Here is a 12,890-nt window from a genome sequence, read left to right on the forward strand (position 1 = left end):
TTTGTACTACCTTATATTTTTTGGATTTAGAATATTTTGTTCTACTAAACGGTTACTTTTTTTCTATCGGTTAAAATTCTATCAAAAATACTGCCGATGTGCAGAGAGTCTTCTCTGCGCATCTATAAGAGAACTCAATATTAGAGTGGACTTGTTTCTTGATGCAACCAGTGAGCCAACTCGTTGTTTGTTGATAACAGATCTTTTAATGCAAGATAGATACGCCGGTGGTAATTGTTAATTTGATTCATTTCTTGTTTAGTAAGATCTGGTAGATTGATAAGTTTTCGACAATAGGGAACTAGTGTGAGATCTTCGAACCTATAGAACGGTCCATGTCCTGTCGGGCTGTTGTTCACCTTAAATTGTTCAGTGACTAAACAAAGATTTTCAATTCGAATTCCGTATTGATTTTCTATATAAACACCGGGTTCGTTACTTACAATCATACCTGGTTGTAAGGGTATCTTTGTATAGCAGGTGGTAATAGCTTGAGGACCTTCATGTACACACAAATAGTTTCCAACACCGTGTCCGGTTCCATGACTGTAATCTAAAGCTTCACGCCATAAAAATTGATGGGCAAATGCATTAAGATGTTCTCCACAGGTTCCTTTAGGAAAGATAGCATTGCGAATTGCAAGATGACCTTTAAGAACCAGAGTATAAAGATGTTTTTGTTTCTTTGTAGGATTTCCCAGATGAACGGTTCGAGTAATATCTGTGGTTCCAGAGAAATATTGTCCTCCAGAATCGATCAAGTAAAGTGCGGAATCGTCTATAGTGACATCGGTTTCCGAAGTGGCTATGTAATGTACAATAGCACTATGAGCATCAAAACCGCTGATGCTAGGAAAGCTTAAATCTAAGCAGCGAGGATCTTCTCTACGCAACGTTTCTAGTTTTTTAGCAGCTGTTACTTCGCTTACGCCTGTTTTCCAATGGTTTTCTAACCAATGCAAAAAACGTATCATAGCGATAGCGTCTACAATATGCGCCTCACGCGAACCTTTTTGTTCTGTAGAGTTTTTAAGAGCTTTTTCCAAAATAATAGGAGATGATTTATAAACGAAATTCTCGGCGTTTTTTAGTTGTTTTCGAATCCACCAATTGGTGGTGTCAGGATCTATCCAAACAGAGTTAGGCACTTCGGTGAGAGTTTTTCCAAAAGTTTGATAAGATTTTACTTGAACTTGAATTGTCTTAAAATAAGTTTTGTGTTCTTTAGTAAGATGTTTTGTGTTTACAAATATAAATGATTCGTTTCTAGTAACTATAGCATAACTTAAAACCAGCGGGCTGTAATTAACATCGTTTCCTCGAATGTTAAATAACCAAGCAATTGCGTCGAGAGTGTTGATCACGAGAGCGTATGCTTTTTCTAATTGCAAAGATTTTCGGAGAGCGGAAAGTTTTTCTTTAGCGCCTACTCCGGCGTATTTTGTGGGATACAGTCGAAGAGGAAAATTTGGAGGAACTGGTTGATCTTTCCATAGTTGGTCTACGAGATTATTGTCTAAAAACAAGAGTTTGCCCCCATTCGAGAATAGAACTTCTTCGATTTTTTCCGCTTGTCGAATACTAATAGTTTTAGGATCTGCGGCGAAAACGATTGATCTTTTTTCTCCACACAACAACCACTGGTCAATAGCAGGTTTTTGACATTGATTTACTTTCATTAGTTTGAAAAATGCGTTATTAAGTTGTTGTTTCGATTGTAAAAAATACCTGGAATCAGTCCACAGAAAAGCGTTTTCCATTCCTACAATTACATCTCCTGAAGATCCTGTAAATCCACTGATCCAAGCTCTGCGTTGCCAACAATAAGGAACATTTTCATTTGCGTGTGGATCAGTCGATGGAATGTAATAATAATCAATACCGATTGTCTTCATTAATTTTCGCAATTCAAATAATCGGTTTTTAATAGAGCTTTGCATGATAAAAGGTCCTTTTTGCCAGCATTTTCCGGATTTGGAGTGGTAGATATTTTTTGTACGGATATGTCACAGTTCCTCTTGATTCGAACTTTCTCAACAATAAAGTAATTATTTAGATTAAAAAAAACTAGTTCAATTTTTCTTTATTGCTTTTATGAGATATACTTCAGAAATCTGGGGTAAAAGCTTCAATAAATTTTCTCTGCTTGAGGCAGACAGTTTTGTTACACTCTACTATTCACTTTACTACTTCATGAGAATCAGTCAATTTTTTTTTTCTACCGCTAAAGAAATTCCTTCAGATACAAAACTAATCAGTCATCGTTTGATGCTCCGTTCTGGTATGTTGTGCAAATTAGCGAGTGGATTGTACACTTGGTTACCTTTGGGATTGAGAGTACTGCGGAAGGTGGAAAATATTGTACGAGAAGAAATGAATCGGAGCGGTGCATTGGAATTGTTGATGCCTATCGTACAACCAGAAAGTTTATGGAAAGAATCGAATCGTTGGAAATCCTACGGAACTGAATTGCTAAAAATTATCGATCGACACGGAAATGAATTCTGTTTTGGACCCACACATGAAGAAACGATGGCGGATGTTATGCGACAAGAATTACGCAGTTATAAACAATTGCCTATTAATTTTTATCAATTTCGAACAAAATTTCGCGATGAAATTCGCCCGCGTTTTGGTGTAGTGCGTTCTCGTGAGTTTTTGATGAAAGACGCATATTCCTTTGATGTTAATGAAGAAGGAATGCAAGACACTTATAGAAAAATGTGCGCTGTTTATGAACGCATATTTACACGATTGGGACTAAATTTTCGTACAGTATTAGCAGATACTGGTTCTATTGGTGGAAGCTACTCTCACGAGTTTCAAGCGCTAACCGATATGGGAGAAGATATTATCGTTTATAGCGATCAAAGTGATTATGCGGCCAATATTGAAAAAGCGAGCGCTCAAGCTCCTCAAGGCGATCGAGCCAAATCTACAGCTAGTATGATTAGAAAAGAGGCTCCAGGAATTCATACAGTCCAACAATTGACTAAGATAATGAATATCCCTCTTAACAAAGGGATTAAAACTTTCGTAGTGAGAGGAAAAGATATTCCTTTCGTAGCATTAATCTTGCGAGGAGATCATGAGCTAAATTTTATAAAAGCTCAAAATATATCTGGAGTTTTTTCTCCATTGGTTTTCGCTACTGAGAAAGAAATTTCGGAAATTACTGGCTCTAAATCTAAGTTTTTAGGGCCTGTGAATTTAAAACTCCCTTGTATTGTAGATCGAGATGCTGCACATCTGTCCGATTTTTGTTGCGGAGCCAACGAAGACAATTTTTATTTCGTAAATGTTAACTGGAATCGTGATGTTTCTTTAGGGGATGTCGCTGATCTCAGAAAAGTAGTTGAGGGAGATCAAAGTCCAGATGGAAAAGGAAAATTGCGATTTTCTCGAGGAATAGAGATAGGTCAAGTGTTTCAACTCGGAGAAAAATACAGTCGTAAGATGCATGTTACTGTTATTGATAAAATGGGAAAAAATTGTTATGTACAAATGGGCTGTTATGGAATTGGTATTTCTCGAACAGTAGCTGCAATTATTGAACAAAATCACGATACAGCAGGAATTATTTGGCCCGAAGTGGTAGCTCCCTTTTCAATATCTCTAATTGGACTCAATGGGCACAAATCTCATCGAGTGCAAGAAATCTGTGGACAAGTATATTACGAATTGATCGAAGCAGGTTTTGAGGTTCTTTGGGATGATCGAAAAGAATCGCCGGGTATCATGTTTTCGGATATGGATCTGATAGGTATTCCGCATCGATTGGTTGTTAGTGAACGTGGATTGTGTTCGAATACCTTAGAATACAAATCTCGCCTTAATTCTATTAAGGAAAATATACATTTTAAACATCTGGTAGATTTTTTTAGAGAAAAAGCCGAACAAGTTTTTTCTAGACAAGAATTTGCAAACTCTGTAGATGTTTGTTTTTAAATACACCCCTCTCATATTTTTTGATCGCGCTTGAAATATTATTATCTGCCCAGATCTTAATTATTTATGAGCGGATGGTGGTGAAGGTGAGGGGGATTTGGCTTGAGGTCTTTATTGGTTATTTTTTGGTTATTATAATACGGATTTTGATAGGATGCATAACTTTTTGGCATTGGGCTTTACTCACTAAGTTCGAGGGTGTGTTTTCGTGCGAATGGACAAATTTACAACTTCGTTTCAGACGGCTTTGTCTGATGCTCGGTCTTTAGTTGTTGGTCGAGACCAACAGTTTATAGAACCAACCCACGTAATGAAATTGTTACTAGAGCAAGAACAGGGGATTGTTGCTTCGTTGTTACAAAAATCGGGAATTAATTTATCAAAATTAATGCACGGTTTAAATAAGGTGATTGATAGTTATCCTCAAGTTCAAGGAACTAGGGGAGAAGTGCATTTATCGCATGAGTTGGTGCGAATTCTGACTTTAATGGATAGTGCGGCTCAAAAAAATAAGGATCAGTATATTTCTTCGGAATTGTTTATTTTAGCTGCATTAGAAGCTGGGGGTCGATTGTGTGATCTTTTGACAGAATTTGGCGTTGATAAAAAGATTGTTGAAAAGAGTATAAAAGATTTGCGTGGTGGAGAGAGTGTAACTGCTCAAGATGTTGAGATACAGAGGCAGGCGTTAGAAAAATACACTGTCGATCTTACCAAAAAAGCTGAATCTGGAAAATTGGATCCCGTTATCGGTCGCGATGAAGAAATTCGCAGAACTATACAAGTTTTACAGAGGCGTACTAAGAATAATCCGGTGTTGATTGGAGAACCTGGAGTTGGTAAGACGGCTATCGTAGAAGGATTAGCGCAGCGTATTGTTAATAGAGAAGTTCCGGAAGGATTGAAAAACAAACGAATTTTGGCGTTGGATATGGGATCTCTTGTTGCAGGAGCGAAATTTCGTGGGGAATTTGAAGAACGTTTAAAAGCAGTGTTAAAAGATTTATCCAGACAAGAAGGTCGGATTGTTTTGTTTATTGACGAATTGCATACAATGGTTGGAGCAGGTAAGGCGGAGGGATCTATGGACGCTGGAAATATGTTAAAACCAACATTGGCTCGAGGCGAACTGCATTGTGTAGGTGCTACTACATTGGACGAGTATCGGAAATACATTGAAAAGGATGCTGCTTTAGAACGTCGTTTTCAAAAAGTATTGGTGAATGAACCTTCTACAGAGGATACTATTGCCATTTTACGTGGGTTAAAGGAGCGTTACGAAGTGCACCATGGTGTTGAGATCACAGACCCTGCCATAATTTCTGCAGCGACTTTATCGCAGCGGTACATTACTGATCGAAATTTACCCGATAAAGCCATCGACTTGATTGATGAAGCGGCAAGTCAAATTCGTATGGAGATGGATTCAAAACCAGTTGAACTTGATCGTCTAGAACGACGTCTTATTCAACTTAAGATTGAGCATGAAGCATTAAAGAAAGAGACCGATGAATCATCTAAAAGACGGTTGATTGACTTAGAAAAAGAAATTAAAAATGTTGAAAAAGAATATTTCGATTTAGAAAAAGTGTGGAAAAATGAGAAGTCGATTTTACATGGAACCCAGAGAATTAAGGAAGAACTGGAACAAGCTCGAATCGACTTGGAATCGGCGGGTCGTTTAGGCGATTTAACACGAATGTCTGAATTACAATATGGTGTTATTCCCGAACTAGAGAAAAAATTATTTATTGCTTCTAAAAAGGAAGGTCAGTTGCGTGGACGCACATTGCTGCGGAATCGAGTATCGGAAGAAGAAGTAGCCGAGGTGGTATCCAAGTGGACGCGTATTCCTGTTTCAAAAATTCTTGAAGGAGAGCGCGAAAAATTATTGAATATGGAAATGGAACTGCATCGAAGAGTTGTTGGTCAGGATGAAGCGATAAGAGCTGTTTCAAATGCTATTCGTCGTTCGCGCGCTGGATTGTCAGATCCCAATCGACCTATTGGATCTCTTCTATTTTTGGGCCCTACAGGTGTGGGGAAAACCGAGTTATGTAAAACGCTAGCTGCGTTTCTTTTTGATACTGTGGAAGCTATGATACGCATCGATATGTCTGAATTTATGGAGAAACATTCCATTGCCCGATTGATTGGAGCGCCTCCTGGTTATATTGGTTACGAAGAAGGAGGGCATCTTACGGAATCCGTTCGACGACGACCGTACTCTGTCATTTTATTGGATGAAGTTGAAAAAGCACACGGTGATGTATTTAATATTCTGTTACAAGTTCTCGACGACGGACGGTTAACTGATGGACACGGAAGAACAATCGATTTTCGAAACACTGTTATAGTAATGACTTCAAATCTTGGTTCTCAATTGATTCAAGAGATTTCGGGGGAGAGTTATACCAAAATGAAAGAAATGGTGATGGGAGTAGTTGTTCAAAATTTTCGACCGGAATTTATCAATCGTATTGACGAAGTTGTTGTTTTCCATTCTCTAACAGAAGAACAAATTTGTAATATCACGGTGATGCAAATTGAACGAATCAAAAATCGTTTGAAAGAACGAGATTGTCGATTAGTGATAAGTAACGAAGCTGTCAAATACTTGTCTGAACTTGGTTATGATTCTGTTTATGGTGCGCGACCTCTAAAAAGAGTTTTGCAGCAGTACTTAGAAAATCCACTTGCTCAAGAAGTTCTGGAAGGAAAACTTGTTCCGCATGCGGTTATTGAAGTCGAAAAAAAAGGTGATCAATTTGTGTTTACGAAAAAGTGATATAAGATTTAATCATTTGTTTTATATCCAATATTTAATGTAGATTACTAATCTTCCCATTAATCGTTGGATTCGAGGTCGTAGTATCTGCCAACTGCGCAGTGAGACCTCTCGAGAATTTTTAAGATCTGTTAGAAATTGTCTTTCTAGTACTCTTTTGGATTTTTTAGAATTGATGTGAATGTCTGCTTCTAAATCATGGATTAGACTTCGGTAATTAAGATTGCTAGAACCGATAACCATCCAGTCATCAATAATTAGCGATTTTGCATGTAGCATTGAAGGTAAATACTCAAATATTCTCACTCCTGCTTTGAGCAGAGTGCAGTAAAAAGTGGAAGAGGCCCAGGGCATCATAACTACGTCAGATTTTCTAGGCAGTAGAATGCGTACGTCAATTCCGGAGTAAGCAGCTTCTTTCAATTTTCTTAATAAAAAAGTGTCTGGAACAAAATACGCATTAGTAATCCAGATTCGGTACGTGCAATTAGCCATTTTCTGAAGCAGATTTTTGTATAGAACGCGCCGGCGCTGTCGCGTATAATTAAGACGGATGAGTGGATCTTTTCGAATTTGTCGAAAAATTTCTCGCAAGCGCTCCTTAATTGTACGATGGTACCAAGCTGCGTCAAACGCTTTTGTTAATTCTTCTAAATCGATTCCTGCAAGACGCACCGAAGTATCTCTCCATCCTTTTCCCCCTTGTTCTAGAGATAAATGATAGTTGCTAATATTTAAACTGCCAATATAGGCAATTTTTTTATCGATAATACAGACCTTGCGATGATTTCGAAAATTAATTTTTCGAATTAAATAAAACCATTTTACAAGAGAAGGCAATCTAACAATAGATCGACTCCAGTCCCATAATTGCCAAGGAAATGGATGAAAAACTTTAGTTTTTACTCCAGCTTCTTCTAGAAAACGAGCGAAATTTGTACTCCATAACGGGCTTCCGGCGCCATCAACCATGATTCGAACGCTAATTCCACGTCTTGCGGCTTTTGCCAGTTCAAACGCGACTTTTTTCCCTAAAGTGTCGTTATGAAAGAGAAAAGTTTCTAAGTCGATCGAGTGCTTAGCTCTCGCGATATCAGAAAATAAAACTTCAAAGTGTTTTTGACCGTCTGTAAAAACAGTTTCTTGGAATTTTTTAGTTGTTGAAAGTCTTATATGAGATTTTCTCACTCCTCGATCATTCGGTAATTGACAATTTTCTCTGAAAATATGCATGATCTGTCAGTTTTATGAAAGTTTTTTGGACTTACGCAGATTAGAACCGAATGGTTTGTACAAAGTAATACACGCACGATTTTTTCTTAAGATAGAGGAAGATGATTGTGGTACAAAAAAATAATCACAATCGTATTTATGGAAAACACTAAAGGTGGTAGAAAGCAATCTGCTGTACACTACGTGTTTAATTTGATTTTGTATTGAAAAACACACATCCCACCTCCTCCTTTGAGGAGGACAACAGACTTCTTATTTAGAAGTCTGTTGTACAGTATATTTTAATTTATGATATTCTTAGAGAATCAGATGCTATAATATTTTGGTAGAATTTTCCAGAGGGAAATTGTGATTGAATCTAAGCGGTTAGGGATTCTTGGTGTTTATTTATTACCAAATCTGTTCACTATAGGTGCTATGTTTGCAGGATTTTATTCTGTTGTGTCCACCGTAAGAGGTCAATATGCAGAGTCTGCGGTGGCTATTTTTGTTGCTTTTTTCATGGATGGTTTGGATGGACGAATTGCTCGACTGTTGGATGCTCAAAGTGCATTTGGAGTTCAACTTGATAGTTTATCTGATATGGTGAGTTTTGGAATTGCTCCTGCTCTAGTGGTGTACAGTTGGTCTCTCGAAATTATAGGAAGAACAGGTTGGTTGTCCGCGTTCTTTTATATGGTTTGCTCGGCTTTACGTTTAGCGAGATTTAACGTTCAGATAAAAAAAATTGACGGAAACTATTTTCAGGGGCTGCCTGCTCCACCTGCAGCAGCGTTGATGGCTAGTATTGTATGGGTATGCGGTACTTATAATATTAAGGGTGGAAGTGTCGCGTTTCCGATGATGGTTACAGTTTTGTTTCTAGGAATGTTGATGGTAAGTACAGTGCGTTACCGAAGTTTTAAAAATATTAGTTTGTACAATCGTATCTCCTTCATGAAGACATTGGGTGTAGCGTTGATCCTCACAATTGTTATGTTTAGTCCATCGGATATTTTATTGGTTCTTTCTTTTCTGTATGTGATTTTTGGTCCTATCGAGACTTTACGATTTCTGTACAAGAAACGATTTAAAAAGTGAAGAAAAGAAAAAGTTTTTAAACCTTTTCGTGTGGATCAAGAGAAAATACATGAATCGAGAGATTATTAAGAAAGCTGTTCAAATGAGTCTTGAAGAGGATGTTGGAGAGCGAGATGTTACTATTCAGCTGATTTCGGCCTGCAAATTTGTAAAAACTGTTGTTGTTGCTCAAGGAGATGCTGTTGTTTGTGGAATTCCTTGGTTTGAAATGGTTTATCACCAAATAGATCCTGAAGTTGAGATAGGTTGGGATTTGCACGAGGGAGATTGTATCTCAAATGGGCAATTGCTTGCAGAACTGAAAGGGAAAGCCCGCTCAATTTTGACAGGTGAGCGAATGGCACTCAACTGGTTGCAAACATTATCAGGCACTGCAACTCTTGTTCGTCGCTACATAGAAGAACTAAAAACAACCAAAGTTCAATTGCTCGACACTCGAAAGACAATACCCTGCATGCGTTATGCACAGAAATACGCAGTTCGATTCGGTGGAGGAAAAAATCATCGTATGGGATTGTACGACGCTTTTCTTATCAAAGAAAATCACATTATGAGTTGTGTTTCAATAACAGAAGCTATTCAAAAAGCACGAAGTTGTTGTCCTGAAAAATTGGTAGAGATAGAAGTTGAGAATCTGAAGGAATTACAAGAAGCCCTAGAGGCAAAAGCGGATGTTATTATGCTGGATAATTTTGATATCGATAGTATAAAAGAAGCTGTTTCTATTAGTAGCGGTATGGTAAAACTTGAAGTTTCCGGAAACGTAAATTTGCAAAATATCCAGGAAATTGCTAAAACAGGAATCGATTTTATCTCTGTTGGTGCGATAACAAAAAATCTTAGTGCAATTGATTTCTCAATGAGAATTTCATAGGTGGAAAATTCCGATCTAAACCAATCAAACACCAATCAAACAAAAAATCCGTCCCCAAGGGGATTCGAACCCCTGTTACCACCGTGAAAGGGTGGTGTCCTAGGCCTCTAGACGATGGGGACCTCGGTTTTCAGATTATGAGAATCGATGAGAGTCGCTATTAAAAATTAAATTGTGCAGTGCAATCTTTTCCCCAACAACCCCAACAAATCAATTTCTTTCTTTTAGTCTTTTGGTCCTGGTTATAATGTCGATAATCCTTCTTGTACGGAAAATAAACTGTAGTACAAACAAAATCCGAAAAACCTTCAGAAGATTCTGCCTTATAGTAACGATGAAGAATGTTTTATAAACCAGCCAAATGCGGTTGATCCTAAGATTCTTTCATACGCCTCTAAAGCTCTAATAAAGAGCTCTAAAACTTAGGACACGCAAGAATTTTAGAAATCTTTTACAATGTTGTCAATGTTTTGTATTTTACAAAATTTTCTATATCTGATTATAAAAAGTCGTATTGGAAGCTTTCCCATACAGGGAAACTTTATATTTTTCCACCACAAGTATACAATTAGATTAGAACGGAATTTTTTTCATTTTTCTCATCTTTGGTTAATTAAAGAGGGGGTCTCGATGAAATTGTTTTGTGTTCGCCACGGGCATGCCGAACGACTATCACATCATACAGACGAACGATCGCTGACTCAAGAAGGAATCGATGCAGTCAGTAGAATAGCTGTCTATTTGAAGCAGCGAAAAGTGCAGATTATGCATCTTATGTATAGTGGAAAACTTCGAGCACAACAAAGTGCGAAAATTTTGAGCGAAATCGTTGCGATATCTTCTATCAAAAACGGTAAGACTGCTACGAAGGTTTGTACGCTATTAGAACCGGAACATTCTTCTGTAACACCTTTGGTCGATCTCATTAAAAAATGGCACGAAAATACCATGTTGGTAGGGCATATGCCATTCTTATCCCGTTTAGTGAGTGCTCTTGTTTTAGGAAATGATAGTTGCCATTGCAACATCCTTCGACTTTCTCCTGGGACAGTGGTTTGTTTAGAAAGAACGGAAAACTTTCAGTGGATACTTGATTGGATCATACATCCAGATCTAATACCAAATTGAAAAAATCGTTTTTTTTGAAAGTGTGTTTTCTCGTTGTTCAATTTTAGATCTCTATTTTTTGTGGAGGATACACGAAGTTTTCTTTTATCTAATTTGTAGTATCAAGTCTTTTGGTGATTTTTAAGATTTTATGCTCGATTTTCCGATGATTTGAATTCAGGCGGAACCAGTATAGTGTTTCTGGTATATGAATCATCGGTTTGCGGATAATCTTTGTTGTAATGCAGTCCACGACTTTCTTTACGTAAGAGCGCACTTCGAATTGTCAAGTTAGCAACAGTAGTGATATTCCATAGCTCAACGAATGGTTTAGTGGATTTTAAAGAAAGAATATCGACCTGCTGTGTGATTTCTTGCAATTGTTTTTTTGCATGATTGAGACCCTTATTAGTGCGAACTATTCCAACATAATCCCACATGATTTTTTGAATATAAAAAAGGAGGTCTGAATAAGAGGATGTTCTTAGTATTGAAGTAGGAATGTAAGGAAAAATTAGATTTTTACAGTCTTCGATATTCAATTTTGTTTCTTCATTTTTCGAAGCAGTAGATGAAGAAAGGGTTTTAAGAATAGCTTGAGCACTATTAGATGCAAACACAAGACATTCCAGCAAGGAATTGCTGGCCATTCGGTTCGCTCCATGTAATCCTGTAAAAGCGGTTTCACCAATGGCATACAGATTAGGAATATCTGTTTTTCCTGACAAATCCGTAATGATCCCCCCGCAAGTATAATGAGCGGCTGGTATTACTGGCAAAGGTTCTTTTGTCATATCCAGATTAAATTTAAGACACGTAGAATAGATAGTCGGAAAGACCTTTTTGATGAAGTCAGAAGAACGATGACTGATGTCTAAATAGATACAATTCAGCTGATGTTTTTGTAATTCTGTGTGTATAGCGCGGGTAACAATATCACGGGGAGCCATTTCCGCTCGCTTGTCGTAGTGTGGCATGAAACGTTCCCCGTTAGGAAGCAATAGATACCCTCCTTCTCCGCGAACGACTTCAGAAATTAGATGGCAATTGGCTAGTGGATGATAAAGGCAAGTCGGATGAAACTGATTCAATTCTAAATTCACTACTCGACATCCTGCGCGCCAAGCCATGGCTATTCCATCTCCACTAACACAACTAGGATTGCTGGTGTGTAGATAGATAAAACTAGCTCCTCCAGTAGCAAGTACTGTATGGCGAGCAGTAAAAGCTGAATACGAATGTTTTTCCGTATCATAGACCAAAGCTCCTATACAAATTCCGTTTTTGATAAGTAGATCTATAGCCATATGATTAGTGAAATAATCAATGTTGGGATGTTTTATTGTTTGCTCAGCTAGAATTTTTACCACTACCTCCCCGGTTCTATCTGTGGCGTGTAGAATTCTACGCCTACTGTGCCCCCCTTCTTGCATTAAGTGATATTTTTTTTTAGAATCTCTTGTAAATTCAATTCCTCGTTGAACTAGCCATTCGATTGTTGATTTGGCTTGAGACAAAGTAGACCAAACGACGTTCGAATCGCACAAACCACACCCTGCATTTAGGGTATCTTGTACGTGTAGATCCACACTATCATTCGTAGTATCCATAACTGCAGCTATTCCCCCCTGAGCTTTTGGAGAGGATCCAGTCATAATCTCTTCTTTACTAAGAAGAGCTACTCGAACCTTGCTGTCAGCAAGACTTATTGCAAGTCTCAAACCTGAAACTCCGCTGCCAACAATTAGTACATCATACATAGGATTAGTCGTTACAATAAAAAAACAACTCTCTTTGTAAAAATGAGGAAAACCGATAGGGTTTTTTCAAAGATACTATTTTTTTTCACTTGATCGCCTC

General features: G+C 37.8%; 8 protein-coding genes and 1 tRNA gene. 5 read left to right on the top strand and 4 right to left on the bottom strand.

Annotation, left to right across the window (positions count from 1 at the left end):
- Positions 1–140: 140 nt before the first annotated feature.
- On the bottom strand, positions 141–1,940 hold the full coding sequence (locus EGQ50_RS01225) for an aminopeptidase P family protein (protein WP_159747862.1): 1,800 nt from the start codon (positions 1,938–1,940) through the stop codon (positions 141–143).
- A gap of 253 nt (positions 1,941–2,193) precedes the next feature.
- Between EGQ50_RS01225 and EGQ50_RS01230 the strand changes: the two genes are divergently transcribed.
- Entirely contained in the window at positions 2,194–3,948 is a 1,755-nt protein-coding gene (locus tag EGQ50_RS01230; RefSeq protein ID WP_159747864.1) for a proline--tRNA ligase, read from the top strand.
- Between the two features lie 208 nt (positions 3,949–4,156).
- Positions 4,157–6,736 carry an ATP-dependent chaperone ClpB gene (gene clpB / locus EGQ50_RS01235; RefSeq protein ID WP_159747866.1) on the top strand — a complete coding sequence of 860 codons (2,580 nt, stop codon included), beginning with the start codon at positions 4,157–4,159 and terminating at the stop codon, positions 6,734–6,736.
- 21 nt (positions 6,737–6,757) lie between these two features.
- Here clpB and EGQ50_RS01240 read toward each other — a convergent pair whose 3' ends face one another.
- The gene (locus EGQ50_RS01240) at positions 6,758–7,969 is read right to left on the bottom strand and encodes a phospholipase D-like domain-containing protein (protein WP_159747868.1); all 1,212 of its coding nucleotides are present in this window, start codon (positions 7,967–7,969) and stop codon (positions 6,758–6,760) included.
- 348 nt (positions 7,970–8,317) lie between these two features.
- Between EGQ50_RS01240 and pssA the strand changes: the two genes are divergently transcribed.
- Both pssA and nadC read left to right on the top strand, forming a co-directional pair.
- Positions 8,318–9,049 carry a CDP-diacylglycerol--serine O-phosphatidyltransferase gene (pssA, locus tag EGQ50_RS01245; protein WP_159747870.1) on the top strand — a complete coding sequence of 244 codons (732 nt, stop codon included), beginning with the start codon at positions 8,318–8,320 and terminating at the stop codon, positions 9,047–9,049.
- Positions 9,050–9,098: 49 nt separating this feature from the next.
- Positions 9,099–9,923 carry a carboxylating nicotinate-nucleotide diphosphorylase gene (nadC, locus tag EGQ50_RS01250; protein WP_159747872.1) on the top strand — a complete coding sequence of 275 codons (825 nt, stop codon included), beginning with the start codon at positions 9,099–9,101 and terminating at the stop codon, positions 9,921–9,923.
- 49 nt (positions 9,924–9,972) lie between these two features.
- On the opposite strand, the gene EGQ50_RS01255 is transcribed toward nadC, so the two are convergent.
- Positions 9,973–10,045 (bottom strand) — tRNA-Glu (locus EGQ50_RS01255).
- A 508-nt stretch (positions 10,046–10,553) separates the two neighbouring features.
- On the opposite strand from EGQ50_RS01255, the gene sixA reads away from it, so the two are divergent.
- A complete protein-coding gene (gene sixA / locus EGQ50_RS01260; protein WP_159747874.1) occupies positions 10,554–11,051 on the top strand; it encodes a phosphohistidine phosphatase SixA in 498 nt (165 codons plus the stop codon).
- Between the two features lie 128 nt (positions 11,052–11,179).
- On the opposite strand, the gene nadB is transcribed toward sixA, so the two are convergent.
- Complete coding sequence (nadB, locus tag EGQ50_RS01265; RefSeq protein ID WP_159747876.1) at positions 11,180–12,790, bottom strand: L-aspartate oxidase; 1,611 nt, start codon at positions 12,788–12,790, stop codon at positions 11,180–11,182.
- Positions 12,791–12,890 lie beyond the last annotated feature (100 nt).

It is taken from the genome of Coxiella endosymbiont of Amblyomma sculptum (assembly GCF_009883795.1).
Classification (GTDB): Bacteria; Pseudomonadota; Gammaproteobacteria; order Coxiellales; family Coxiellaceae; genus Coxiella.

Excerpts from the sequence above, each read along its gene's own strand:
- EGQ50_RS01225 (WP_159747862.1), bottom strand. The coding sequence starts at position 1,940 with ATGCAAAGCTCTATTAAAAACCGATTATTTGAATTGCGAAAATTAATG.
- EGQ50_RS01230 (WP_159747864.1), top strand. The coding sequence starts at position 2,194 with ATGAGAATCAGTCAATTTTTTTTTTCTACCGCTAAAGAAATTCCTTCA.
- EGQ50_RS01240 (WP_159747868.1), bottom strand. The coding sequence starts at position 7,969 with ATGCATATTTTCAGAGAAAATTGTCAATTACCGAATGATCGAGGAGTG.
- nadC (WP_159747872.1), top strand. The coding sequence starts at position 9,099 with ATGAATCGAGAGATTATTAAGAAAGCTGTTCAAATGAGTCTTGAAGAG.
- sixA (WP_159747874.1), top strand. The coding sequence starts at position 10,554 with ATGAAATTGTTTTGTGTTCGCCACGGGCATGCCGAACGACTATCACAT.
- nadB (WP_159747876.1), bottom strand. The coding sequence starts at position 12,790 with ATGTATGATGTACTAATTGTTGGCAGCGGAGTTTCAGGTTTGAGACTT.